The organism is Mycobacterium canetti CIPT 140010059 (assembly GCF_000253375.1).
Classification (GTDB): domain Bacteria; phylum Actinomycetota; class Actinomycetes; order Mycobacteriales; family Mycobacteriaceae; genus Mycobacterium; species Mycobacterium tuberculosis.
Window position 1 is genome coordinate 3,231,722 of the sequence record NC_015848.1, and the last position, 23,609, is coordinate 3,255,330.

The following is a 23,609-nucleotide window of genomic DNA, read 5'->3' on the forward strand; positions in this document are numbered from 1 at the left end:
GGAGCCGGCGAGTAGACGCAAAAGAACATGATGGGCGCTGGTGCCCATCATGTTCTTTTGCGTCTACTCGCGCTACAGACAGGTCAGGATCTCGACGCCGGTATCGGTAACCAGCAGGGTGTGTTCGAACTGTGCGGTCCACTTGCGGTCCTTGGTGACCACCGTCCAACCGTCGTCCCAGATTTCGTAGTCCAGTGCGCCCAAGTTGATCATCGGCTCGATGGTGAAGGTCATCCCCGGCTGCATGATGGTCTCGACAGCGGGCTGGTCGTAGTGCAAGACGACCAGCCCGTTGTGGAACGTCGTGCCGATGCCATGACCAGTGAAGTCTCGAACCACGTTGTACCCGAACCGATTTGCATACGACTCGATGACACGACCGATAACGGACAACGCCCGCCCGGGCTTGACGGTGTTGATCGCACGCATGGTCGCTTCGCGGGTCCGGTCAACGAGCAACCGGTGTTCGTCTGCGACATCGCCGGCCGGAAACGTCGCGTTGGTGTCACCGTGCACCCCACCGATGTAGGCGGTGACGTCGATGTTGACGATGTCGCCGTCGGTGATCACCGTCGAGTCGGGGATTCCATGGCAGATGACCTCGTTGAGGGACGTGCAGCACGACTTCGGGAATCCCTTGTAGCCCAGCGTTGATGGGTAGGCGCCGTTGTCGACCAGGTATTCGTGCGCGATCCGGTCGAGTTCGTCGGTGGTTACCCCGGGCGCGACCGCCTTGCCCGCCTCGGCCAACGCACCTGCGGCGATCCGGCCTGCCACGCGCATCTTCTCGATGACCTCAGGTGTCTGCACCCACGGCTCGCTGCCCTCTTGGGCGGCCGGTTTGCCGACGTATTCGGGGCGCGCGATCCAGTTGGGCACCGGCCGTGTCGGGGACAGCACGCCGGGGGAGAGCGCGGTACGACTAGGCATCCCGCTAGCTTAGCCGGGCAAATTTTGGCCGCGCCCGGCTATCAGCCCCGGTGTCGGCGCAGCAGTGCGCGCCGCGGTCCCTTGATGACCACCGACCCGCACACCATCCGACCGGTCAACACGACATGCGGTGTTCCTTCCGCCGGTGCGTCCTTGCGGCGGTCGCTCGCGCTACCCACATAGACCTCGACGTCGTCGATCGACGCACTGGCGCCGTTGGGCAGCCGGACCTCAAGTGAGCCGAACATCATATCGAGTTCGATCACCACCACCGGCCCCGCGAAACGGGCCTTGACGAGGTCGAGTTCGATTGACCCCAGCCGACGCACCAGCGCCAGCCGGGTGGGCACGATCCATTCGCCGTGGCGTTTCAGGGAGCCGGCCCAGCCGCGCAGCTCCACCCGGTCGGCCGCGGACGTGACGATCGCGCCAGGCCTGGGCAGGTCACCGACCAGCCCATCCAGCTCGCTTCGCGTACGCGCGAAGGAAACCCGTGACGAGCGCTGCTCGAACTCGTCGATGTTGATAAGCCCGAGCGCCACGGCGTTGTGCAGTCGTCGCATTGTGCCGTTGCGGTCGGCGTCCGAGACCCGCAACGCCACCATGTCCCCACCGGTCTCCGTCATGGCCCATTCCCGAGAGTTCTGGCACGGCTTCAACGGCGAACTTCGCCTACCCCCCGCAACTTACCGCTGTTGAAAGGCCGCCGAAAACCTAGCAGTTTAGGTAATCCTTTCCGACGAAGAGCGGGAGGCGTTCCGGCAGCAAGCCGCAGCCCAGCAGATGTCCCTCAGTAACTGGCTGCGTCAAGCGGGGCTCAGGCAGCTCGAGGCACAGCGACAACGTCCCCTGCGCACCGCCCAGGAATTGCGCGAGTTCTTTGCGTCACGGCCCGACGAGACAGGGGCAGAACCTGATTGGCAGGCGCATCTGCAGGTGATGGCTGAATCGCGCCGTCGCGGCCTGCCGGCGCCATGATCTTCGTCGATACCAACGTCTTCATGTATGCGGTCGGTCGCGATCACCCATTGCGGATGCCCGCCCGTGAGTTCCTCGAGCACAGCCTCGAACACCAAGACCGCCTTGTCACGTCAGCCGAGGTCATGCAGGAATTGCTGAACGCGTATGTGCCCGTCGGGCGGAACTCGACGCTGGACTCAGCATTGACCTTGGTGCGGGCGCTGACGGAAATCTGGCCCGTCGAGGCGGCCGACGTCGCGCATGCGCGAACCCTGCACCACCGCCACCCCGGTCTGGGCGCGCGCGATCTGCTACACCTGGCATGCTGCCAGCGTCGCGGTGTCACGCGGATCAAGACGTTCGACCACACACTGGCCAGCGCATTCCGATCATGACGCGTCCGTGTGGGCGCGAGCGTCCGCAGTTGTACGGCCCTAACGGCGTGTCGTCGTACAAACGAGGAGGGGCGAGCCGCGCTACGCCAGGTACCCCGGCGGCAGCGATTCGAACATCACCTTGGTCATCCGCACCGCGTATTCCGAGCTACCGCCCCCGACGATCAGCGACGCAAATGCCAGATCGCCACGGTACCCGGCGAACCAGGAATGCGATCCGCCCGGGAATTCGGCTTCGCCAGTCTTACCGAACACCTCGCCACAGCCAGCGATCTCCTTGGCGGTGCCATTGGTCACCACCAACCGCATCATGGGCCGCAGCGCGTCGATCATCTTCTGGCTGATCGGTGTGGCATCGCCTTCGACGGCCGTCGGCCGGCCGGCGATCAGCTGTGGAACCGGGGTCTTCCCGGCGGCTACCGTCGCCGCCACCAAGGCCATGCCGAACGGGCTGGCCAGCACCTTGCCCTGGCCGAAACCGTCCTCGGTGCGTTCGGCCAGGTCCACCGTCGGCGGCACCGAACCGGTCACCGTGGTGATGCCGTCCACCTGGTAGTCAAGCCCGATCCCGTACCGCCGGGCCGCCTGAGTCAGACCGCGGGGAGGCAGCCTGCTGCTCAGCTCGGCGAAGGTGGTGTTGCAGGAACTGGCAAACGCGCGTGACATCGGCACCACGCCCAGATCAAAGCCACCGTAGTTGGGAATGGTGCGATGCCCGATGTCGATCTCCCCGGGGCAACCCAGCAGCGTCTCAGGGGTAGCCAGGTTACGCTCGACGGCCGCACCGGCGGTGATCATCTTGAATGTCGACCCGGGTGGATATAGACCGGTGGTCGCGACCGGACCGTCCGCATCGGCCCCGGCGTTCTGCGCGATCGCCAGGATCTCGCCGGTCGACGGCTTGATCACGACGATCATCGCCTTGCCGCCCCGGGTGTTCACCGCGTGTTGCGCGGCGTTTTGCACGACCCGATCCAACGTGATCGAAACCGACGACGCAGGTGATGGGGCGACCTCGTGCAGCACCGAGACGTCGACGCCATTTTGGTTGACGCTCACCACCCGCCAACCCGCCTTGCCGTCGAGTTCATCGACGACGGCCTTCTTGACATCGTTGAGGACCGCCGGCGCGAAGTGCTCGTCGGTCGGGAGCAGCTCGGCCTGCGGTGTGATCACCACGCCAGGCAGCTGCCCGATCGCCGCGGCCACCCGGTTGCTGTCGTCGGCGTGCAACGTGACCAGGTCCAACGGCTGGGTCGACGAGCTGGCCTGTTCGGCCAGCAGCTGCGGATCATTGAGCGTGTCGTCGAAGGGGTGCAGCGCGCCCACCACCGCGTGTGCCGTGCCGAAGAGCTCGCGGCCGGCCTGGCCGGCGTCCAGCGAGTAGTGATACAGATAGCCCGGCACCAGCACATCGGTGCCGCCGACTTCGTTCACCGAGGCGCGCCGCGGCGGGTCGGCTCGTAGCGCGAACGTTTGATGTTCGCCTAGCTTGGGATGCAACCCGCTGGTGGTCCAGCGAACGTGCCAACGCCCTTCGTCGCGGGCCATCTTCAGCTGGCCGTCATAGGTCCAGATTCGGTCCTTGGGCAGATGCCAGCTGAAGCGATAAGCGACCGTACCGGTGTCCTCGGCGTACTTGGCGCTGAGAACCTGCGCATCCAGGTGGGTGGCCTGCAGCCCCGCCCAGGCCGCGTTCAGCGCTTCGCGCGCCTCGTTGGGGTTGTCGCTGAGCTGGGCGGCGGAGGCGGTGTCACCGATGGCCAGCGCGGCGAAGAACTTTTCGGCCGCCGGACCGGGCCCTTGGGGACGCGGGGTGCAGCCCGACATGGCGACGACCGCAAGCAGCAGCAAACCTGAGGTGGCTGAGGCTAATGTTGTTTTAGTTACCATCGTTGCTGATGTTAAGAACTGTGACGGAGACACCGGCCGCGACACACCGAGACCGAACCGTTACGCCGAGACTAGGTCGCGAATGGAACACCACCGCGAAAATCGTGGCCAGAAATCGCAACCACGTTACGCTCGCGACCGCTCAATCGAGCAAGGCGCCGACCGCAAGCACCAGCAAACCTGAGACGCCGCGCACAAAGTGCGAAACCACTGGAAGGTGAGCCCTAATTTAGGGCTGAGCAGGACCTGTATAACGGCCTAGTATGGCGGTATGCGGATACTGCCGATTTCGAAGATCAAGGGCAAGCTCAATGAGTTCGTCGACGCGGTCTCGTCGACACAGGACCAGATCACCATCACCAAGAACGGTGCACCCGCAGCCGTTCTGGTCGGCGCCGACGAGTGGGAATCGTTGCAGGAGACGCTGTACTGGCTGGCGCAACCCGGAATCAGGGAGTCGATCGCTGAAGCCGACGCCGACATTGCCTCCGGCCGCACCTACGGCGAAGACGAGATCCGCGCCGAATTCGGCGTCCCGCGACGCCCCCACTGAGCGGTGCCTTACACCGTGCGGTTCACCACAACCGCGCGTCGAGACCTCCACAAGCTGCCACCGCGAATCCTCGCGGCAGTGGTCGAATTCGCGTTCGGCGATCTGTCGCGCGAGCCCCTGCGGGTGGGCAAGCCCCTTCGGCGCGAGTTGGCCGGCACGTTCAGCGCGCGTCGCGGAACGTACCGCCTGCTGTACCGGATTGACGACGAGCACACGACGGTAGTGATCCTGCGCGTCGATCACCGCGCGGACATCTACCGCCGATAGCAACTCACCGACGGGCGCTCTGCCGTCCGACGGCAGCCATGACTGAGATCGGTCGGCCGGGCGGCTCCGAAAAGACCTGAACAGAACCTCAGGATTCCTATGCTCCCGATGTGGCGGCAATCACGAACAAGCTAATCCTCGGCCAGATCCGGGAAGTGGCTGAGGCGAACGACGGCCGACCGCCCGGCCGTGAGCGCTTTTGCCGCCGAGACCGGAATTCCAGCAAGCGCGTGGCGTGGACGGTATTGCTAACCCATTCTTTCAAGACCGACGATCCTGTTGGCATCGAGAGGTACTGGCAGCGCCGACCCTTGCCAGACCGCATCGCCGTGCACAGGACGTCGTCAGCGCTGATATGCCCGCAGCTCGGCGCTCAGTCCAGCAACACCGTCGCGAACGTGCCGATCTCCTTAAAGCCCACCCGGGCGTAGGCGGCACGGGCCACCGTGTTGAAGCTGTTCACATACAGGCTGGCGATGCGCCCGCTGCCGACGATCACTGCGGCCAACGTTGCGGTACCAGCCGTGCCCAGACCGATACCGCGCCACTCCGGATGAACCCAGACCCCCTGGATCTGCCCGACGGCCGGAGATTGCGATCCCACTTCGGCCTTGAAGATCACCTGACCGTGCTCGAATCGGGCCCACGCGCGTCCGGCCGCGATGAGGCCGGCCACCCGGCGACGATAGCCGCGACCACCGTCTCCGAGCCGAGGGTCGACGCCGACTTCGCCGATGAACATGTCGACGGCGGCCACCAGGTAGGAGTCCAGTTCCTCGGGCCGTACCTGGCGTACGCCGGTGTCGATAGCGCAGCTGGGGTGAGTAGCCAGGGCCATCAGCGGTTGGTTGTCGCGGACATCCCGCGCCGGACCCCACACCGGCTCGAGCCGCTGCCACATCGGCAACACCAGGTCGGCCCTGCCGACCAGTGACGAACACCGTCGCGGCGTGCTCATCGCCACGTCGGCGAACGCATTCAGGTCGATCGGTCCGCCGCGCAGCGGGATGAGGTTGGCACCGGCGAAACACAGGGATTCGTGCGCGCCGCGTCGGGTCCACAGCTCCCCGCCAATCGCATTGGGATCGATGCCATGGTCTGCGACCCGGGCGGCGACCATGCACGATTCGATCGGGTCGTCGTCGAGTACCCGCCACACGGCGGCGGCGTCACGCACCACGGACACTTGCCGCTCGCCGACAAGCCGAGAGATGGGCGGAGCCGACATCTGCGAACTCCCTTTGGTGGGAACTGACGGCCACTGAATGAAAAGCTGACCCCTATCAGCTTACGGTCACAATAGGCGAACCGCTCGGTGTCGCGCCCGGATCTTGCTCGCCCATTTCGGCGGCCAGCCGCATCGCCTCCTCGATCAGCGTCTCGACGATCTGTGCTTCGGGCACGGTCTTGATCACTTCGCCCCGTACAAAGATCTGACCTTTGCCGTTGCCGGACGCCACGCCCAGGTCGGCCTCACGTGCTTCACCCGGACCATTGACGACACACCCCATCACGGCCACCCGCAACGGCACATCGAGACCATCCAGGCCGGCGGTTACCTCGTTGGCCAGGGTGTAGACGTCGACTTGCGCGCGACCGCACGACGGGCAAGACACGATCTCGAGCGAACGCGGCCGCAGGTTCAACGACTCGAGAACCTGATTGCCCACCTTGACTTCCTCGACCGGCGGGGCCGACAACGACACCCGGATGGTGTCGCCTATCCCCCGCGACAGCAACGCGCCGAAGGCAACCGCGGACTTGATGGTGCCCTGGAAAGCAGGGCCGGCCTCGGTGACACCGAGGTGCAGTGGGTAGTCGCACTGTGCAGCAAGCAGCTCGTAGGCGGCGACCATCACCACCGGGTCGTTGTGCTTGACGCTGATCTTGATGTCACCGAAGCCATGCTCCTCGAAAAGCGAAGCCTCCCACAGCGCCGACTCAACCAGCGCCTCGGGCGTGGCTTTGCCATACTTCTCCATGAACCGTTTGTCCAGCGAACCGGCGTTGACACCGATCCGGATCGGGATCCCGGCCGCACCCGCCGCCTTGGCGACCTCACCCACCCGGCCGTCAAACTCCTTGATGTTGCCCGGGTTGACCCGCACCGCGGCACATCCAGCGTCGATGGCGGCGAATATGTAGCGCGGCTGGAAATGTATGTCCGCGACTACCGGGATCTGGCTGTGCCGGGCGATCTCGGCCAGCGCGTCGGCGTCCTCCTGGCGCGGGCAGGCCACCCGCACGATGTCGCATCCGGCCGCGGTCAGCTCGGCGATTTGTTGCAATGTCGAGTTGACGTCGTGGGTTTTGGTGGTGCACATCGATTGCACCGAGACCGGATGGTCACTGCCCACGCCGACGTTGCCGACCATCAGCTGACGGGTGGCGCGCCGGGGAGCGAGCGTGGGTGCCGGGGGCTGCGGCATGCCCAAGCCAACAGTCACTGAAAATCCTTTCTACCTACTGGAAAAGCCTAATCGGGTTGACCAGGTCGGCGGTGACGGTCAAGAGCATGTACCCGACGACAAGAACCAAGACCACATAGGTCGCCGGCAAGAGTTTGAGGTAATTCACCGGTGCGGCCGCCACCTTGCCACGAGCCGACCGGACCATGTTGCGGATCCTCTCGAACACCGCGACGGCAATATGGCCGCCATCGAACGGCAGCAACGGCAGCAGGTTGATCGCAGCCAGGATGAGGTTCAGCTGGGCCAAGAAGAACCAGAACGCCACCCACAGCCCATGCTCGACGGTGTCGCCGCCGATGATGCTGGCGCCCACCACACTTATCGGCGTCTGCGGGTCACGCTGCCCGCCGCCGATCGCCCGCACCAGCGCACCTACCTTGGTCGGGAGGGCGGCCAGCGCCTTGCCCACCTCCACGGTCAGGTCGCCGGTGAACGCGACTGTGGCCGGCATGGCGGAGAACACGCCGTAGCGCACAGGCCCGACCCGGGCGGCGCCCACCCCAATCGCACCGACCGTTGCCGGCTGGAGCTCACCGCCCTGCCCGTTAGGGATCCAGCGTTGGGTGGATTCGATGTCCACGTAGGTAACAATCGCGGTGCCGTCACGCTCGACAACGATCGGGACGCTGCCGTGTGACTTGCGCACCGCGGCGGCCATCTCGTCGAAACTGGACACCGGGGTGTCACCGACCTTGACCACGACGTCACCGGAGCGAATTCCGGCCAGCGCCGCCGGACCGGGCCCGGTGCACTGCTCAAGCTTGCCCTGGCTCACTTCCTGTGCAACGCAGCCAGTTTCGCCGATTACGGCCCTGGTTGGCGGATGCAGGTTAGGCAGCCCCCAGACCAGCGCGATGGCATAGATCAGCACCAGGCAGATAGCGAGGTTCATTCCGGGCCCGGCGAATAACACTGCGACCCGCTTCCAGGTGGCCTGCTTGTACATCGCACGGTCACGTTCGTCGGGGTCGAGTTCCTCGACCGGGGTCATGCCGGCGATGTCACAGAAGCCGCCCAGCGGAACGGCTTTGACACCGTATTCGGTCTCGCCGCGCCGGGTCGACCACAACGTGGGGCCAAAGCCGACGAAATAGCGACGTACCTTCATCCCGGTGCGGCGCGCGACCCACATGTGACCACATTCGTGCAGGGCCACCGAAATCAGGATCGCGAGCGCGAACAGCACAATGCCGGTAACAAACATCATCGAGGTGTCAGGACCTTTCTAACGTCGATGCGTGTCGACCCGCTGCGCCCGGCTTCGCCGTGCTTGCGATCGCCACCGAAGCCATACCAGATACCGCGCGCTGCGCTCGCTCGCGGGCCCAGCGCTGCGCGTCGAGTACGTCATCCACGGTAGCGGGTTCGACGGCCCATTGGTCGGCAGCGTGCAACACGTCGGCGATGATGCCGACGATGGCCGGGAAGCCGATCCGGCCAGCAAGGAACGCCGCTGCTGCTTCTTCGTTCGCCGCATTGTAAACCGCGGTCATGCAGCCACCGGCTACGCCGGCCTGCCGGGCCAACTCGACCGCGGGGAAGACGTCGGTGTCCAACGGCTCGAACTCCCAGCTCGACGCGGTATGGAAATCACAGGCAGCAGCGGCGCCGCTGACCCGACGCGGCCAGCCCAGCGCTAACGAAATCGGTAGCTTCATGTCCGGGGGACTGGCCTGGGCGATCGTCGAACCGTCGATGAAGGTGACCATCGAATGGATGATCGACTGGGGGTGCACCACGACATCGATGCGGTCGTAGGGGATGCCGAACAGCAGGTGGGTTTCGATGACCTCAAGTCCCTTGTTGACCAGCGACGCCGAATTCAGCGTGTTCATCGGGCCCATCGACCACGTAGGATGCGCGCCGGCCTGCTCGGGGGTGACATGCTCGAGGTCGGCCGCGGACCAGCCCCGAAACGGCCCTCCCGAGGCCGTCAGCACCAGCTTGGCGACCTCGTCGGGAGTGCCGCCGCGCAGGCACTGGGCCAGCGCGGAGTGTTCGGAGTCGACCGGCACGATCTGACCGGGCCGCGCCGCCCGCAGCACCAGCGAACCACCGGCGACCAACGATTCCTTGTTGGCCAGCGCCAGCCGGGCACCCGTCTTGAGCGCGGCCAACGTCGGTCGCAGGCCCAACGCGCCGACCAGCGCATTGAGGACGACGTCGGCCTCGGTCTGCTCGACCAGCCGGGTGGCGGCGTCGGATCCGTGGTAGGGGATGTCGCCGACCCGCTGCGCCGCGTGCTCGTCAGCGACGGCAATATTGGTCACCCCGGTCTGCGCACGTTGTCGCAGCAACGTGTCCAGATGGGCGCCGCCAGCGGCCAGCCCGACTACCTCGAAACGGTCCGGATTGTCGGCGATGACCTGAAGCGCCTGGGTGCCGATCGAGCCGGTACTGCCCAGCACCACCACCCGCAACCGGCCGTCAGCGCGCCCGTCGGTCGAGTTGGTCACCTCATCATTGTGCGCCACCACCTCGTTGTCACCGCGCCGCCGGATCACGACGCGTCCACCGGTAGCCACACTTCCCCGTGGAATGCAATCGTTTTGATGCCTGCGCTTGATGCTAAGATGCCATGCGTGCGCACGACGATCCGTATCGATGACGAGCTGTACCGCGAGGTGAAAGCAAAGGCCGCTCGTTCCGGGCGTACCGTGGCCGCGGTTCTTGAAGATGCGGTGCGGCGTGGTCTCAACCCGCCTAAGCCGCAGGCCGCCGGCCGTTATCGAGTCCAGCCGTCGGGTAAGGGCGGCCTGCGGCCCGGTGTCGATCTATCGTCCAACGCCGCACTTGCCGAAGCGATGAACGACGGCGTGTCGGTCGATGCTGTGCGTTGATGTCAACGTGCTCGTTTACGCGCATCGGGCAGACCTACGGGAGCACACGGATTATCGGGGTTTGCTTGAGCGGCTGGCCAACGATGACGAGCCGCTGGGTCTACCAGATAGCGTGCTCGCCGGCTTCATCCGGGTGGTTACCAACCGCCGCGTCTTCACCGAGCCGACGAGCCCACAGGACGCATGGCAGGCAGTCGACGCCCTACTCGCGGCACCCGCAGCCATGCGACTTCGGCCTGGCGAGCGCCACTGGATGGCCTTTCGGCAGTTAGCGTCCGATGTTGATGCGAACGGCAACGACATTGCGGACGCGCACCTGGCCGCCTACGCGCTAGAGAACAACGCAACCTGGTTGAGCGCCGACCGCGGCTTTGCCCGTTTCCGTCGACTGCGCTGGCGTCATCCGTTGGACGGTCAGACCCATCTATAACCGGCCCCACTCCGAATCACTGGTGTCCACCCAGGAGGACGGCGTTCAACGCCGCCGCAGAAGCAAAGGAATCGAAGCGATGATCAACGTTCAGGCCAAACCGGTCGCAGCAGCGAGCCTCGCAGCCATCGCGATTGCGTTCTTAGCGGGTTGTTCGAGCACCAAACCCGTGTCGCAAGACACCAGCCCGAAACCGGCGACCAGCCCGGCGGCGCCCGTTACCACGGCGGCAATGGCTGACCCCGCAGCGGACCTGATTGGTCGTGGGTGCGCGCAATACGCGGCGCAAAATCCCACCGGTCCCGGATCGGTGGCCGGAATGGCGCAAGACCCGGTCGCTACCGCGGCTTCCAACAACCCGATGCTCAGTACCCTGACCTCGGCTCTGTCGGGCAAGCTGAACCCGGATGTGAATCTGGTCGACACCCTCAACGGCGGCGAGTACACCGTTTTCGCCCCCACCAACGCCGCATTCGACAAGCTGCCGGCGGCCACTATCGATCAACTCAAGACTGACGCCAAGCTGCTCAGCAGCATCCTGACCTACCACGTGATAGCCGGCCAGGCGAGTCCGAGCAGGATCGACGGCACCCATCAGACCCTGCAAGGTGCCGACCTGACGGTGATAGGCGCCCGCGACGACCTCATGGTCAACAACGCCGGTTTGGTATGTGGCGGAGTTCACACCGCCAACGCGACGGTGTACATGATCGATACGGTGCTGATGCCCCCGGCACAGTAACGTTCGGCGCGGTCAAGGCGAGGCAGCCCGTGTAGGCGGTTTGCCTCGCTCATCCGGCGGCTTCGTGCCGATAGATCACGTGATATCCCAAGCGCATGACGGTGACACCGCGCCCAGCGCAAGCCGATCCCCGCAGCATGCCTGCTGAAGTCGCGTCTCGCGAACTGCGCAACAACACCGCCGGGCTGCTACGGCGCGTGCAGGCCGGCGAAGACATCACCATCACTGCCAACGGCAAACCCGTTGCGCTGCTGACCGCAGGCAGCCCGCACGGCGCCGATGGTTGAGTCGAGACGAGCTGCTGCGGCGGCTTCGGCATACGCAAGCAGATGCGGGATTGCACCCGCGACCTCGCAACGCTCACTGGCGACACCACCGACGATCTCGGTCCCGTCCGGTGAGGGCCGCTGCCGTTGCCACGTCGCAAGGGGTGCCGGTCGTGACCCACGACGGCGACTTCGACGCCGTCGATGGTGTGGCCGATGTGGCTATCATTCGCATCTGACGGGTGGCGAGTTCGACGTGAACCGACTCTGTTAACAGCGCTCGCGTGAGCGGTCCTGCCAACTCGTTGCCGTCCCGGCAGATCCAAGACCTAAACGGCAACGAATAACCGATGTGTTGACCCTCGCACTAGTCGGCTTCCTCGGCGGCCTCATCACCGGAATATCACCATGCATTCTGCCGGTCCTGCCAGTAATCTTCTTCTCCGGCGCGCAGAGCGTCGATGCAGCGCAGGTGGCGAAACCCGAAGGCGCCGTGGCAGTCCGGCGCAAACGTGCGCTATCAGCGACATTGCGGCCCTACCGGGTGATCGGTGGTCTGGTGCTCAGTTTCGGCATGGTCACCCTGCTCGGCTCGGCATTGCTGTCAGTGCTGCATCTACCGCAGGACGCCATCCGCTGGGCCGCACTGGTCGCCTTGGTGGCAATCGGCGCCGGCCTCATTTTCCCGCGGTTTGAACAACTTCTGGAAAAACCGTTCTCCCGTATTCCGCAGAAGCAAATCGTCACTCGCAGCAACGGTTTCGGGCTGGGTCTAGCCCTGGGCGTGTTGTATGTCCCCTGCGCCGGCCCGATTCTAGCTGCGATCGTCGTGGCCGGGGCTACTGCCACCATCGGGTTGGGAACCGTCGTGCTCACCGCGACATTCGCACTCGGAGCCGCGTTGCCGTTGTTGTTCTTCGCCCTCGCCGGCCAACGGATAGCTGAGCGGGTGGGCGCTTTTCGGCGCCGCCAGCGTGAGATCAGGATCGCCACCGGTTCCGTGACGATCCTGCTGGCGGTGGCGTTGGTGTTCGATCTGCCGGCCGCGCTGCAGCGGGCTATTCCTGACTACACCGCATCGCTGCAGCAGCAGATCAGCACCGGCACGGAGATACGGGAACAACTGAACCTTGGCGGCATCGTCAACGCCCAGAACGCACAGCTGTCGAATTGCAGCGACGGGGCCGCACAACTCGAAAGCTGCGGCACTGCACCAGATCTCAAAGGCATCACCGGCTGGCTCAACACGCCCGGCAACAAGCCGATCGACCTGAAATCATTGCGTGGCAAGGTGGTGCTGATTGACTTTTGGGCCTACTCCTGCATTAACTGCCAACGGGCCATCCCCCACGTCGTCGGTTGGTATCAGGCCTACAAAGACAGTGGTTTGGCGGTCATCGGCGTGCACACCCCCGAGTACGCTTTCGAGAAGGTCCCGGGCAACGTCGCCAAAGGCGCGGCCAATCTGGGCATCAGCTATCCGATTGCGCTCGACAACAACTACGCCACTTGGACCAACTACCGGAATCGCTATTGGCCCGCCGAGTATCTGATCGACGCTACCGGGACGGTGCGGCACATCAAGTTCGGAGAAGGCGATTACAACGTCACCGAGACGTTGGTCAGGCAGTTGCTCAACGATGCCAAGCCCGGCGTCAAACTCCCCCAGCCCAGCAGCACCACCACGCCCGACCTTACCCCGCGGGCCGCACTTACTCCCGAGACGTACTTCGGAGTCGGCAAGGTGGTCAACTACGGCGGCGGCGGCGCATATGACGAAGGGTCGGCCGTGTTTGACTACCCGCCCAGTTTGGCAGCCAACAGCTTTGCACTGCGCGGCCGGTGGGCGCTGGACTATCAGGGTGCCACGTCCGACGGCAACGACGCCGCTATCAAATTGAATTACCACGCCAAAGACGTCTACATCGTTGTCGGTGGCACCGGCACCCTCACGGTCGTGAGGGACGGAAAGCCAGCCACACTACCGATCAGCGGGCCGCCGACCACCCATCAGGTGGTCGCCGGCGATCGGCTGGCGTCCGAAACACTTGAGGTGCGGCCCAGCAAGGGGCTACAGGTTTTTTCCTTCACCTACGGATGAATATCCATCCAAGACCCGGACGGCTCCGAAGAAATCATGTCGGGGGTAGCGAGACGGCACAAGCCGCCGTCTCCGGCAGCGAAGGAGTGAACGGCATGAAGGTAAAGAACACAATTGCGGCAACCAGTTTCGCGGCGGCCGGCCTGGCGGCTCTGGCGGTGGCTGTCTCACCGCCGGCGGCCGCAGGCGATCTGGTGGGCCCGGGCTGCGCGGAATACGCGGCAGCCAATCCCACTGGGCCGGCCTCGGTGCAGGGAATGTCGCAGGACCCGGTCGCGGTGGCGGCCTCGAACAATCCGGAGTTGACAACGCTGACGGCTGCACTGTCGGGCCAGCTCAATCCGCAAGTAAACCTGGTGGACACCCTCAACAGCGGTCAGTACACGGTGTTCGCACCGACCAACGCGGCATTTAGCAAGCTGCCGGCATCCACGATCGACGAGCTCAAGACCAACTCGTCACTGCTGACCAGCATCCTGACCTACCACGTAGTGGCCGGCCAAACCAGCCCGGCCAACGTCGTCGGCACCCGTCAGACCCTCCAGGGCGCCAGCGTGACGGTGACCGGTCAGGGTAACAGCCTCAAGGTCGGTAACGCCGACGTCGTCTGTGGTGGGGTGTCTACCGCCAACGCGACGGTGTACATGATTGACAGCGTGCTAATGCCTCCGGCGTAATCGTCCGCGGAGGCCGCCGACCCGCCCGAGAGCGACTGAGCATGTGCCAGAATGTTCGGGCAGTGGGAGTTCGACGTCAGTCCAACCGGAGGAATCGCCGTGGCAAGTACCGAGGTGGAGCACTTCGCCGGCTCGCAACATGAGGTCGACACCGCCGAGGTTCCATCTGCAGCGTGGGGGTGGAGCCGGATCGATCACCGCACCTGGCACATCGTCGGCCTGTGCATCTTCGGCTTCCTGCTGGCGATGCTGCGGGGCAACCACGTCGGCCACGTCGAGGACTGGTTCCTGATCACGTTTGCCGCAGTCGTGCTGTTCGTCTTGGCGCGCGACTTGTGGGGCCGACGACGCGGCTGGATCAGATAGCCAGCACACCGTTCGGTGTGCCCGACCCGGTCAGCGCCGCACCCGCCGAAACCAGGTACCGGCGAAGGCACCGACCACCAGCACAACCAGCAACACCGCCCAAGGCCATGCACCGTGCTGGTTAACCCAGCCAGCCAGGGCACCTTGCAGGCGGCCGGCCGCGGCAATCACCGCATCCTGGGGATTCGCCCCGACACCGGCAATCAGGCGCAGCTCGTAGAGACCGTAGTAACCCACGTACAGCCCGACCACCACCAGCAGCGCGCCACTGATCCGGTTGACGAACGGCAAGATTCGCCGTAGGCGGTCGGCCAGCGCCGAGCTCGCGGTCGCGGCCGCGACGGCAAGCACGCCGACAACGAGGGTCAGGCCCGCGACATAAGCCAGATAGATCGCTACGCTCCCGACGACCGAACCGCCCCGCAGGCCTGCCCCGGTAACCGCGAGAAACGGCCCGATGGTGCATGACAGCGAAGCAACCGCATAGCTGATGCCGTAGCCATACATGGAACCCAGCCGTACCGTTGGAGCCCAACGCACGCCGAGGGATCGGGGCGTCAACGCCGTCAGCCCTCGTCCCAACAGCAGCCACCCGCCGAGGGCGATGAGCGCCAGACCGATCAGCACCGTGGCATAGGGCAGGTATCGCTGCACCGCCGTGGCCGCGGAAATGGTCAGGGCTCCGAAGATGCCGAACACCGTCAAGAAGCCCAGCGCCATCCCGACCGTGGCGGCTGCCGCTCGGCCCACTGCGCTAAGCGGCCCCGTCCGGCCCGCCGAATCCTGCCCATGCACCACCAACAGCAGGTAGGCCGGCAACATGGCAAACCCGCATGGGTTCAGCGCAGCCACCAACCCGGCGGCGAACGCCAAACCGATCAGCGCCTCGTTCACCGGGTCAGGACGTCAGCGCAACCACCCGGCCGGACAGCTCGTCCTGAGACATGGCCGCGGTGGGGTTGTTGACGAACGTCGATGTGCCGTCCGCGCGATAGAACACAAATGCCGGTTGCCAAGGCACGTTGTAGCGGGCCCAGATCACACCATCGGCGTCATTGAGGTTGGTGAAATTCAGGTTGTACTTCGAGACAAAGCTCTGCATCGCCCCGACGTCGGCGCGGGTGGCGATTCCGACGAAGGTGACCGCCGGATTAGCGGCCGCTACCTGGCTGAGGCTGGGGGCTTCTGCGTTGCAGAACGGGCACCACGGCGTCCAGAACCACAACACCGCCGGCTTGCCTTGCAGGCTTGCGCCATCGAAGGGGGCACCGCTGAGCGTGGTTGCGGTGAACTGCAGACGTTCATCGGCTGCCACCGCTCGCGGTGTATTGGCCAGACCGAACATCAGGACAACCGCGATAGCAACGGCCACAATGCCGTCCGCAAACGCCTTGATCGGGGACACCAGGCGAAGACTCATGACAGACCTCACTTGTTCGTGTTTTGACCTAATGACGTAATACGCTCCGTGACGGTTCAGTACATCCCGGCGCCCCCTGCGCTCGCGGCCAGCTGTCCGCAGCGCTGGCTGATTCGGCTGCGCTCCAGCTACCCGCCTACGGCGGCCAGCTGTCCGCAGCGCTGGCTGATTCGCCTGCGCTCCAGCTACCCGCCTACGGCGGCCAGCTGTCCGCAGCGCTGGCTGATTCGCCTGCGCTCCAGCTACCCGCCTACGGCGGCCAGCTGTCCGCAGCGCTGGCTGATTCGCCTGCGCTCCAGCTACCCGCCTACGGCGGCCAGCTGTCCGCAGGCGGCGCTGATCTCCCGCCCACGGGTGTCTCGTACCGTGCAGGAAACTCCTTTCGCCCGAACCCGTTTGACGAATTCACGCTCAACCGGCTTGGGGCTGGCATCCCAATCACTGCCCGGAGTCGGGTTCAGCGGGATCAGGTTCACGTGCGCCAACGGCCCGAGAACACGATGCAGTCGCTTTCCCAGCAAGTCGGCCCGCCACGGTTGGTCGTTGACATCACGGATCAGCGCGTACTCAATAGACACCCGTCGCCCGGTCACATTGGCGTAGTACCGGGCCGCATCGAGCGCTTCGCTGATCCTCCACCGGTTGTTGACCGGAACTAGTGTATCGCGCAACCCGTCGTCGGGGGCGTGCAGCGACAGCGCCAGGGTCACACCGAGCCGCGCGTCGGCAAGGTTGCGGATAGCAGGGGCCAGACCCACCGTCGACACCGTCACCGCGCGGGCCGAAATCCCGAAACCGGACGGCGGCCGCGCGGTAATGCGCTGAACTGCGGCCAACACCCTGGCGTAGTTGGCCAGCGGCTCCCCCATACCCATGAACACCACATTCGACAACCGATCGCCGAAGTCGTCGCGCAACGCCGCGGCGCCGGCACGCACCTGCTCGAGGATCTCCGCCGTCGATAGGTTGCGAGTCAATCCGCCCTGGCCAGTGGCACAGAACGGGCAAGCCATGCCGCAGCCGGCCTGCGAGGAAATGCAGACCGTGTTGCGCCGCGGATAGCGCATCAGCACCGATTCGAACATGGTACCGTCGACGGCCCGCCACAACGTCTTTCGAGTCTGGCCGGCATCGCAGGTGATGTCGGCGGACGCGGTAAGCAAGTTCGGGAACATCGCTCCGGCGATCCGGTCGCGAACGGCCGCCGGAAGGTCGGTCATCTGACGCGGATCGGCGATCAGCCGACCGTAGTACTGGTGTGCAAGCTGCTTGGCCCGAAACGCCGGCAGCCCCAGCTCCGCGACGGCAGACGCTCGGCCCGCCGCGTCGAGATCGGCCAGGTGCCGCGGCGGCCGACCCGGACGCGGCTCATCGAACATCAACTCGGGGACCATGACCTGTCCAGTATCGCCGTTGTCAGGGCAGCAGTGTGAGGACTATCCAGGCCGCCACCGCGGAAGGCAGTATGCCGTCGAGCCGGTCCATCAGACCGCCGTGGCCGGGTAGCAGGCGGCCCATGTCTTTGATGCCGAGGTCACGTTTGACCTGCGACTCCACCAGGTCGCCCAGCGCGGTGGTGAGCACGAAAAGCACGCCGAGCAGTGCACCAATCCACGGCGTTTTGCCGACCAGGAAAGTCGCGGTGATGATCGTTGCGGTGATCCCGCACACCAGCGAACCGGCAAAGCCCTCCCACGACTTCTTCGGGCTGATCGTCGGAACCATCGGATGCTTGCCAAACAGCACCCCCACGGCGTAGCCGCCGACATCGGAAGCGATGACCGCGATCATCATGCAGAACACCCATCCCGAGCCATTTTCCGGGTAGACCAGCATTGCGCCGAAAGAGCAGAACAATGGGACCCACACGGCCAGGAAGACCGTGGCCGAGACGTCGGACAAGTAGTTTCCCGGCGACGGTGCACCGCCGGTCGTCGGGCGCGTCACGCTGTCCTGCATGAACAGTCGCCAAATCATGCAGACAACGACCATGCCACCAAAGCCCGCCAATGCGCCGACCGCGCCGAACGGCCAGGTCAGCCACACCGCGGCCTGCCCGCCAATCAGCAACGGGATAACCGGGATGAGATAGCCCGCTTCCCGCAACCTCCGCACCACCTCATGGGTAGCGACCAAGGTGGCGACGGCCACGATGGCAACCCAAACGCGCGGAACGAACACCAGCACCGCGATGAGGACTAGGCCTATGGAAAGGCCCACCACGATCGCTGCGCGCAAATCACGGCCGGCGCGGGACGTTTCGGTCGCCGGCTGCTGTTTAGCACCACGCGCCGGCTGCTCGGCGGGGTTTCCGGTGCCGGCATCGTTGGTTGTCACGGATTTTGTTGCTGAGCGGCCGCTAGACCTCCAGCAGCTCGCCTTCTTTGTGTTTAACCAGCTCATCAATTTGGGTGACGTATTGGTGCGTGGTCTTGTCGAGATCCTTTTCTGCGCGACCGACCTCATCCTCGCCGGCCTCGCCTTCCTTACGGATGCGATGGAGTTCCTCCATCGCTTTGCGACGGATATTACGCACCGAAACCTTGGCCTCCTCCCCCTTATGCTTTGCCTGTTTGACCAGCTCTCGCCGACGTTCTTCGGTGAGCTGCGGTACGGCCACGCGAATAAGGGCGCCGTCGTTGGTGGGATTCACTCCAAGGTCGGAGTTGCGAATTGCAGTCTCGATAGCGCGCAACTGATTGGCTTCATACGGCTTTATCACGACTAGCCGCGCCTCGGGGACATTGATGCTGGCCAGTTGCGTGATCGGGGTGGCCGCACCGTAGTAGTCGATGGTGATCCGAGAGAACATGCCAGGGTTGGCGCGGCCGGTACGGATAGTTGACAGGTCGTCACGTGCCACCGCCACAGCCTTCTCCATTTTCTCTTCGGCGTCGAAGAGAGCCTCATCAATCATCTGCGCCGCTCCTCCTCATCGCTGCGCTCTGCATCGTCGCCGGCGCTAACCATCTGCGCCGCTCCTCCTCATCGCTGCGCTCTGCATCGTCGCCGGCGCTAACCATCTGCGCCGCTCCTCCTCATCGCTGCGCTCTGCATCGTCGCCGGCATCAATCATCTGCGCCGCTCCTCCTCATCGCTGCGCTCTGCATCGTCGCCGGCGCTAACCATCTGCGCCGCTCCTCCTCATCGCTGCGCTCTGCATCGTCGCCGGCGCTAACCATCTGCGCCGCTCCTCCTCATCGCTGCGCTCTGCATCGTCGCCGGCGCGAAGCAGCGCGTAGTCCCCTTAGGTGGTGACCAGCGTTCCGATCTTCTCACCCCGAACAGCACGGGCGATATTGCCATCGGTCAGCAGGTTGAACACCAGGATCGGCATGCCATTGTCCATGCAAAGGCTGAACGCGGTGGCGTCGGCTACTCGCAGCCCGCGGTCGAGGACCTCACGATGACTGACGGCGGTGAGCAGTTCGGCCTCGGGGTTCACCCGCGGATCCTCAGCAAACACACCGTCGACCGCTTTAGCCATCAAGACCACGTCGGCACCGATCTCCAGCGCACGCTGCGCTGCGGTGGTATCCGTCGAAAAGTACGGCAGCCCCATGCCGGCACCGAAGATCACCACCCGTCCCTTCTCCAGGTGGCGGACGGCCCGCAACGGCAGGTACGGTTCGGCCACCTGGCCCATGGTGATCGCGGTCTGGACTCGGGTAACGATGCCTTCCTTCTCCAGGAAGTCTTGCAGTGCAAGGCTGTTCATGACAGTGCCGAGCATTCCCATATAGTCCGACCTGGTGCGCTCCATACCGAGCTGCTGCAGCTGTGCGCCCCGGAAAAAGTTGCCGCCGCCGATCACGACAGCGATCTGGACGCCGCCGCGCACCACATCGGCGATCTGGCGGGCCACCTGCGCGACGACATCGGGATCCAGCCCGACCTGGCCTCCGCCGAACATTTCCCCGCCGAGCTTGAGCAACACTCGCGAGTACCCGGACAGCTGAGCCGCCGACGCGGCGCCAGTGCTCGCAGGCTCCGGCTTCGAAGCCGGCGCGCCGGCGACATCGGGCTCTGTCATCTGACTCCTCGCACGACAGTGCCATCCCGGCACCACCAGGACGGCATCTCACATCCTGCCTCAATAGCCGCGCTCCGGCGTGGGCGGGGTGCGTTAGTCACGCAACAACGAGGGGCCGGCCGAGGCCAGGCCCGTCGACTATCTCAAGGTGTGAGCATCGCTCGAGCAACAAAGTTGGAATAGTTCTGTTCTGAACCGGGTACTCAGGGGTACCGGCAGACATCTCCGCGAGGGATGCCTACGGGCCCCACCAGGGGGAAGTGGCACCCTCATGAAGTTTGGAGATATCTCTTGGAAGTTCTACTTCTTACCGATGAAGCCGATCTTGAATCGGCTCTGCCGGAGCTGGAGTCGTTCGCGCAGTCGGTGCAGCGCGCACCGCTGGACGACCCAGGCGCGGCCAAGGGTGTGGACGCCGATGTCGCGATCATAGACGCGCGCGCCGACTTGGCGGCCGCTCGCCGGGTGTGCCGGCGGCTGACGACTAGCGCACCAGCCCTTGCCGTGGTGGCTGTTGTTGCGCCGGCCAACTTTGTGGCAGTGGACGGCGATTGGATATTCGATGACGTGCTGTTGAACGCGGCCGGCGGGGCCGAGCTGCAGGCACGGTTGCGGTTGGCGATCACACGTCGACGGAGCACGCTAGCGGGCACACTGCAATTCGGGGACCTCGTCCTTCACCCAGCCAGCTACACCGCGTCGCTGGGCGACCGGGACCTGGGGCTGACGCTCACCGAATTCAAACTCATGAATTTCCTTGTGCAGCATGCCGGTCGGGCGTTCACCCGGACTCGGCTCATGCGTGAGGTGTGGGGCTATGAGTGCCATGGTCGCATTCGTACCGTCGATGTTCACGTACGACGACTGCGCGCAAAGCTCGGAGCCGAGCACGAATCGATGATCGACACCGTTCGCGGTGTGGGTTATATGGCGGTGACGCCACCGCAGCCGCGCTGGATCATCAGCGAATCGATACTAAACCGTTGCAAGTGAGTGATCTTTAGTGGTCACGTGACTTGCACCCCGTCTCGGGGTTGTTCGCCGGCCGGGTGGCCGGTTGCCTTCCGCGCTTCACGGCCACCCGGCCGGGCCAGGCCCGGTCTTACGGTCGGCTCCACGCTTGACGGCGGCCCCAACTGGGCCGACGACGCTAGGTGGTTCCTCGTAGCGTGCGAGGTTGATCGCGGCGTTGTCGTCACGTTGGTGCGTGATCGAACAGCCGTCGCATTGCCATATTTCGTCCCAGCCGATGTCTTGCACATGCCGGCAGGCATGGCAGGTTTTCGACGATGGGAACCAGCGGTCGGCGACCACCAGACTCGATCCGTACCAGCCTGTCTTGTAGGACAGGTGACGGCGCGGGGTTGCCAGGGCTGCATCAGACAGTGCGCGCCGTCTGGCGCGCGCCCCCGGCAGTCCCTTTTGCCGCAGCATTCCCGCCGCATCCAGACCTTCGACAACGATACGGCCGTGGGTTTTGGCCAATCGTGTTGTCAGCACGTGCAGGTGGTGGGTACGGACATCGTTGACCCGACGGTGCAGCCGGGACAGTTCGGTGGTGCGCTCACAGTAGCGGCGTGAGCCTTTCGTGCAGCGTGAGCGTGCGCGGCTGACGCGGCGCAACCCGCGCAACGCAGCATCAAGCGGGCGAGGATTCGGCACTTGTTCAAGCACCGTGCCCTCAGCGTCTGCAACAGTGGCCAAACGCCGCACACCAACGTCGACACCCACCCGTGAATCAGGAAGCGCCACACGCCGCTGTTGGGGGCGTTGGACGAGCACCCGCACGCTCGCATCCAGGCGGGTGCCGTTGCGGCGCACGGTGATCGCCAGCACCCGCGCCCGACCTTTGGCGATGAGCCGCTCAACCCGGCGGGTGTTCTCGTACGTACGGATGGTGCCGATCACCGGCAAGGTGAGGTGGCGGCGGTCGGGCTCCACACGCATCGCACCGGTCGTGAAGCACACGCGATCGGCGTCGCGTCCCTTCTTCTTAAACCGGGGAAAGCCTACTGTTTTGCCAGCCCGTTTCCCGGCACGGCAGCTCTGCCAGTTCCAATACGCATCGACCGCGCCCGCGATGCCATCGGCATAGGCCTCTTTCGAGCATTCCGGCCACCACACCTGCCCGGTCTGCGCGTTGACACACACCTGGTCTTTGACCGTGTTCCACCGTTTGCGCAACACCCGCAGCGACGGCTTCGCCGACTCGGTGCCATCCGCGCGCCACGCCTTGATGTCGGCTTTAAGCGCCGTGACGGTCCAGTTGAATGCCTTACGGCGAGCACCAAAATGGCGCGCCAAGCTGGCAGCTTGCGTCTGGGTCGGGTTCAGCGTGAACCGAAACGCCTGCACACACCACCCCTCAGGCACCTTTAAGCGCGCCATCACCTAGCCTCGTGTCCCCCGGCGCGTGCCGCCGCGGCCACGGCACGCGCAGCACGGTTGCCAGCAGCGCGTTTGCCGTAGAGCCGCGCACACATCGACGTCAAGATCTCGGTGATATCGCCCACCACGTCGTCATCGCCATCGGCCGAATCGACCACAACCAGCTCACGGCCGTCAGCGGCCAGCACCGCCTGTACACACTCAAAGCCGAACCGCCCCAACCGGTCCCGACGTTTCATCACAATCCGCCTCACCGTCGGATCACCCAGCAGCGTAAGGAACGTGCGGCGGCGCCCGTACAGCGCCGACCCGACTTCAGTAACGACCTTGCCGACGGGTATCTGTTCCGCCGTGGCCCACGCGGTCACGCCTACCACTTGCCGATCCAGATCCACCTTCTGATCAGCCGACGACAACCGCGCACACACCGCCGTCCGCCCCCACCGCCCCGGCTGCCCGGCTGGCTCGTCGACAAGAATCACTCGCCCAACCCTGCGGGCGGGAACCGGCAACCGCCCGACACGCAACCAGCGATACGCAATAACCCGCGCCACACCGTTGCCCTCAGCCCACACCACCAGATTCATACTTCCGTTCCTACAACACACCACCGACAACCAACGACCACCCAAACGCAACAGCTGACAGCCCCTTCCGGGCATCGGCAGCACCGGCCGAAGACTCCACAGCGCGTTAATGCGCCCAGGTGTTTGCAACGGCGGTGTCGAAGGCTGCCGAGAACACGCCCACTGCGGCAATGCGATGTAGGCTTCACGCCCGTGGCTATGGTTCCCGCTCAAACGACCGGCGGCACTGCCCACAAGCGCCGGGAGCGCATAGGAACGATTTACCGTTCGGCCCGGCACATATGTCAGTA

26 protein-coding genes and 2 pseudogenes are annotated in these 23,609 nt (G+C 64.8%); 12 read left to right on the top strand and 16 right to left on the bottom strand.

Annotated elements, in window-relative coordinates:
* Window positions 1–72: 72 nt before the first annotated feature.
* On the bottom strand, window positions 73–930 hold the full coding sequence (map, locus tag MCAN_RS15160; RefSeq protein ID WP_003899513.1) for a type I methionyl aminopeptidase: 858 nt from the start codon (window positions 928–930) through the stop codon (window positions 73–75).
* A 41-nt stretch (window positions 931–971) separates the two neighbouring features.
* The gene (locus MCAN_RS15165) at window positions 972–1,556 is read right to left on the bottom strand and encodes a DUF1707 SHOCT-like domain-containing protein (protein ID WP_003414585.1); all 585 of its coding nucleotides are present in this window, start codon (window positions 1,554–1,556) and stop codon (window positions 972–974) included.
* Between the two features lie 103 nt (window positions 1,557–1,659).
* On the opposite strand from MCAN_RS15165, the gene MCAN_RS15170 reads away from it, so the two are divergent.
* Both MCAN_RS15170 and MCAN_RS15175 read left to right on the top strand, forming a co-directional pair.
* Window positions 1,660–1,908, top strand: a complete 249-nt coding sequence (locus MCAN_RS15170; protein ID WP_003913411.1) for an antitoxin VapB23 — start codon at window positions 1,660–1,662, stop codon at window positions 1,906–1,908.
* On the top strand, window positions 1,905–2,285 hold the full coding sequence (locus MCAN_RS15175; RefSeq protein WP_014001468.1) for a type II toxin-antitoxin system VapC family toxin: 381 nt from the start codon (window positions 1,905–1,907) through the stop codon (window positions 2,283–2,285). The genes MCAN_RS15170 and MCAN_RS15175 overlap by 4 nt, the downstream gene beginning before the upstream one ends.
* Before the next feature lie 81 nt (window positions 2,286–2,366).
* On the opposite strand, the gene MCAN_RS15180 is transcribed toward MCAN_RS15175, so the two are convergent.
* A complete protein-coding gene (locus tag MCAN_RS15180) occupies window positions 2,367–4,178 on the bottom strand; it encodes a penicillin-binding transpeptidase domain-containing protein (protein WP_014001469.1) in 1,812 nt (603 codons plus the stop codon).
* Window positions 4,179–4,449: 271 nt separating this feature from the next.
* Here MCAN_RS15180 and relF point away from each other — a divergent pair, with 271 nt between their 5' ends.
* Together relF and MCAN_RS15190 are read left to right on the top strand one after the other, a co-directional pair.
* A complete protein-coding gene (gene relF / locus MCAN_RS15185; protein WP_014001470.1) occupies window positions 4,450–4,731 on the top strand; it encodes a type II toxin-antitoxin system antitoxin RelF in 282 nt (93 codons plus the stop codon).
* 3 nt (window positions 4,732–4,734) lie between these two features.
* Window positions 4,735–4,998, top strand: coding sequence for a type II toxin-antitoxin system RelE family toxin (locus MCAN_RS15190; protein WP_003414602.1), 264 nt, complete (start codon window positions 4,735–4,737; stop codon window positions 4,996–4,998).
* 373 nt (window positions 4,999–5,371) lie between these two features.
* Here MCAN_RS15190 and MCAN_RS15195 read toward each other — a convergent pair whose 3' ends face one another.
* The 4 genes from MCAN_RS15195 to dxr are packed head-to-tail and all read right to left on the bottom strand — an operon-like array spanning window position 5,372 to window position 9,925.
* On the bottom strand, window positions 5,372–6,226 hold the full coding sequence (locus MCAN_RS15195) for a GNAT family N-acetyltransferase (protein ID WP_003899516.1): 855 nt from the start codon (window positions 6,224–6,226) through the stop codon (window positions 5,372–5,374).
* Between the two features lie 55 nt (window positions 6,227–6,281).
* A complete protein-coding gene (gene ispG, locus MCAN_RS15200; protein WP_014001471.1) occupies window positions 6,282–7,445 on the bottom strand; it encodes a flavodoxin-dependent (E)-4-hydroxy-3-methylbut-2-enyl-diphosphate synthase in 1,164 nt (387 codons plus the stop codon).
* 16 nt (window positions 7,446–7,461) lie between these two features.
* Entirely contained in the window at window positions 7,462–8,676 is a 1,215-nt protein-coding gene (gene rip, locus MCAN_RS15205) for a zinc metalloprotease Rip (RefSeq protein WP_014001472.1), read from the bottom strand.
* 7 nt (window positions 8,677–8,683) lie between these two features.
* Window positions 8,684–9,925, bottom strand: a complete 1,242-nt coding sequence (gene dxr / locus MCAN_RS15210) for a 1-deoxy-D-xylulose-5-phosphate reductoisomerase (protein ID WP_003414613.1) — start codon at window positions 9,923–9,925, stop codon at window positions 8,684–8,686.
* A gap of 126 nt (window positions 9,926–10,051) precedes the next feature.
* Here dxr and MCAN_RS15215 point away from each other — a divergent pair, with 126 nt between their 5' ends.
* From MCAN_RS15215 to MCAN_RS15245, 7 genes are all read left to right on the top strand, one after another.
* Window positions 10,052–10,309 (top strand): ribbon-helix-helix domain-containing protein, encoded by a 258-nt coding sequence (locus MCAN_RS15215; RefSeq protein WP_003414620.1) that lies wholly within the window; start codon window positions 10,052–10,054, stop codon window positions 10,307–10,309.
* Window positions 10,296–10,739 (top strand): type II toxin-antitoxin system VapC family toxin, encoded by a 444-nt coding sequence (locus MCAN_RS15220; RefSeq protein WP_014001473.1) that lies wholly within the window; start codon window positions 10,296–10,298, stop codon window positions 10,737–10,739. Before MCAN_RS15215 ends, MCAN_RS15220 begins: the two co-directional genes overlap by 14 nt.
* A 79-nt stretch (window positions 10,740–10,818) precedes the next feature.
* The gene (mpt83, locus tag MCAN_RS15225; protein WP_014001474.1) at window positions 10,819–11,481 is read left to right on the top strand and encodes a cell surface glycolipoprotein Mpt83; all 663 of its coding nucleotides are present in this window, start codon (window positions 10,819–10,821) and stop codon (window positions 11,479–11,481) included.
* 95 nt (window positions 11,482–11,576) lie between these two features.
* The gene (locus tag MCAN_RS15230) at window positions 11,577–11,768 is read left to right on the top strand and encodes a type II toxin-antitoxin system Phd/YefM family antitoxin (protein WP_003414632.1); all 192 of its coding nucleotides are present in this window, start codon (window positions 11,577–11,579) and stop codon (window positions 11,766–11,768) included.
* Between the two features lie 331 nt (window positions 11,769–12,099).
* Complete coding sequence (locus MCAN_RS15235) at window positions 12,100–13,848, top strand: cytochrome c biogenesis protein DipZ (RefSeq protein WP_003912869.1); 1,749 nt, start codon at window positions 12,100–12,102, stop codon at window positions 13,846–13,848.
* Window positions 13,849–13,943: 95 nt separating this feature from the next.
* On the top strand, window positions 13,944–14,525 hold the full coding sequence (locus tag MCAN_RS15240) for a fasciclin domain-containing protein (RefSeq protein WP_003414644.1): 582 nt from the start codon (window positions 13,944–13,946) through the stop codon (window positions 14,523–14,525).
* 99 nt (window positions 14,526–14,624) lie between these two features.
* Complete coding sequence (locus MCAN_RS15245) at window positions 14,625–14,891, top strand: DUF2631 domain-containing protein (protein WP_015456449.1); 267 nt, start codon at window positions 14,625–14,627, stop codon at window positions 14,889–14,891.
* Window positions 14,892–14,921: 30 nt separating this feature from the next.
* Here MCAN_RS15245 and MCAN_RS15250 read toward each other — a convergent pair whose 3' ends face one another.
* The 7 genes and pseudogenes from MCAN_RS15250 to pyrH form a co-directional block, all read right to left on the bottom strand.
* The gene (locus MCAN_RS15250) at window positions 14,922–15,785 is read right to left on the bottom strand and encodes a cytochrome c biogenesis CcdA family protein (RefSeq protein WP_003904947.1); all 864 of its coding nucleotides are present in this window, start codon (window positions 15,783–15,785) and stop codon (window positions 14,922–14,924) included.
* A 4-nt stretch (window positions 15,786–15,789) separates the two neighbouring features.
* The gene (locus tag MCAN_RS15255; RefSeq protein WP_014001475.1) at window positions 15,790–16,311 is read right to left on the bottom strand and encodes a protein disulfide oxidoreductase; all 522 of its coding nucleotides are present in this window, start codon (window positions 16,309–16,311) and stop codon (window positions 15,790–15,792) included.
* A gap of 299 nt (window positions 16,312–16,610) precedes the next feature.
* Window positions 16,611–17,705, bottom strand: a complete 1,095-nt coding sequence (gene rlmN, locus MCAN_RS15260; RefSeq protein WP_003414658.1) for a 23S rRNA (adenine(2503)-C(2))-methyltransferase RlmN — start codon at window positions 17,703–17,705, stop codon at window positions 16,611–16,613.
* 22 nt (window positions 17,706–17,727) lie between these two features.
* Window positions 17,728–18,648 (bottom strand): phosphatidate cytidylyltransferase, encoded by a 921-nt coding sequence (locus MCAN_RS15265; RefSeq protein WP_003414661.1) that lies wholly within the window; start codon window positions 18,646–18,648, stop codon window positions 17,728–17,730.
* 22 nt (window positions 18,649–18,670) lie between these two features.
* Window positions 18,671–19,228 (bottom strand): ribosome recycling factor, encoded by a 558-nt coding sequence (gene frr / locus MCAN_RS15270; RefSeq protein ID WP_003414663.1) that lies wholly within the window; start codon window positions 19,226–19,228, stop codon window positions 18,671–18,673.
* A gap of 225 nt (window positions 19,229–19,453) precedes the next feature.
* Window positions 19,454–19,527, bottom strand: a pseudogene (locus MCAN_RS24200) (hypothetical protein); the annotation flags it as partial.
* A gap of 31 nt (window positions 19,528–19,558) precedes the next feature.
* Window positions 19,559–20,344: a UMP kinase gene (gene pyrH, locus MCAN_RS15275; protein ID WP_003414665.1), complete on the bottom strand. Its 786-nt coding sequence runs from the start codon at window positions 20,342–20,344 to the stop codon at window positions 19,559–19,561.
* Window positions 20,345–20,578: 234 nt separating this feature from the next.
* Here pyrH and MCAN_RS15280 point away from each other — a divergent pair, with 234 nt between their 5' ends.
* Entirely contained in the window at window positions 20,579–21,337 is a 759-nt protein-coding gene (locus tag MCAN_RS15280) for a winged helix-turn-helix domain-containing protein (protein WP_014001476.1), read from the top strand.
* 14 nt (window positions 21,338–21,351) lie between these two features.
* Here the strand turns inward: MCAN_RS15280 and tnpB are convergent.
* Window positions 21,352–22,732: pseudogene (gene tnpB, locus MCAN_RS15285) on the bottom strand (IS607 family element RNA-guided endonuclease TnpB).
* Window positions 22,732–23,319: an IS607-like element IS1539 family transposase gene (locus MCAN_RS15290; RefSeq protein ID WP_015288402.1), complete on the bottom strand. Its 588-nt coding sequence runs from the start codon at window positions 23,317–23,319 to the stop codon at window positions 22,732–22,734. Before MCAN_RS15290 ends, tnpB begins: the two are co-directional and overlap by 1 nt.
* Between the last annotated feature and the right edge of the window lie 290 nt (window positions 23,320–23,609).

Bases quoted from the DNA above. Each gene is read 5' to 3' on its own strand.
- map (WP_003899513.1), bottom strand. From the start codon at position 930: ATGCCTAGTCGTACCGCGCTCTCCCCCGGCGTGCTGTCCCCGACACGG.
- MCAN_RS15165 (WP_003414585.1), bottom strand. From the start codon at position 1,556: ATGACGGAGACCGGTGGGGACATGGTGGCGTTGCGGGTCTCGGACGCC.
- MCAN_RS15175 (WP_014001468.1), top strand. From the start codon at position 1,905: ATGATCTTCGTCGATACCAACGTCTTCATGTATGCGGTCGGTCGCGAT.
- MCAN_RS15180 (WP_014001469.1), bottom strand. From the start codon at position 4,178: ATGGTAACTAAAACAACATTAGCCTCAGCCACCTCAGGTTTGCTGCTG.
- relF (WP_014001470.1), top strand. From the start codon at position 4,450: ATGCGGATACTGCCGATTTCGAAGATCAAGGGCAAGCTCAATGAGTTC.
- MCAN_RS15195 (WP_003899516.1), bottom strand. From the start codon at position 6,226: ATGTCGGCTCCGCCCATCTCTCGGCTTGTCGGCGAGCGGCAAGTGTCC.
- rip (WP_014001472.1), bottom strand. From the start codon at position 8,676: ATGATGTTTGTTACCGGCATTGTGCTGTTCGCGCTCGCGATCCTGATT.
- MCAN_RS15220 (WP_014001473.1), top strand. From the start codon at position 10,296: ATGCTGTGCGTTGATGTCAACGTGCTCGTTTACGCGCATCGGGCAGAC.
- mpt83 (WP_014001474.1), top strand. From the start codon at position 10,819: ATGATCAACGTTCAGGCCAAACCGGTCGCAGCAGCGAGCCTCGCAGCC.
- MCAN_RS15230 (WP_003414632.1), top strand. From the start codon at position 11,577: ATGACGGTGACACCGCGCCCAGCGCAAGCCGATCCCCGCAGCATGCCT.
- MCAN_RS15240 (WP_003414644.1), top strand. From the start codon at position 13,944: ATGAAGGTAAAGAACACAATTGCGGCAACCAGTTTCGCGGCGGCCGGC.
- MCAN_RS15255 (WP_014001475.1), bottom strand. From the start codon at position 16,311: ATGAGTCTTCGCCTGGTGTCCCCGATCAAGGCGTTTGCGGACGGCATT.
- rlmN (WP_003414658.1), bottom strand. From the start codon at position 17,705: ATGGTCCCCGAGTTGATGTTCGATGAGCCGCGTCCGGGTCGGCCGCCG.
- frr (WP_003414663.1), bottom strand. From the start codon at position 19,228: ATGATTGATGAGGCTCTCTTCGACGCCGAAGAGAAAATGGAGAAGGCT.
- pyrH (WP_003414665.1), bottom strand. From the start codon at position 20,344: ATGACAGAGCCCGATGTCGCCGGCGCGCCGGCTTCGAAGCCGGAGCCT.
- MCAN_RS15280 (WP_014001476.1), top strand. From the start codon at position 20,579: ATGCCTACGGGCCCCACCAGGGGGAAGTGGCACCCTCATGAAGTTTGG.
- MCAN_RS15290 (WP_015288402.1), bottom strand. From the start codon at position 23,319: ATGAATCTGGTGGTGTGGGCTGAGGGCAACGGTGTGGCGCGGGTTATT.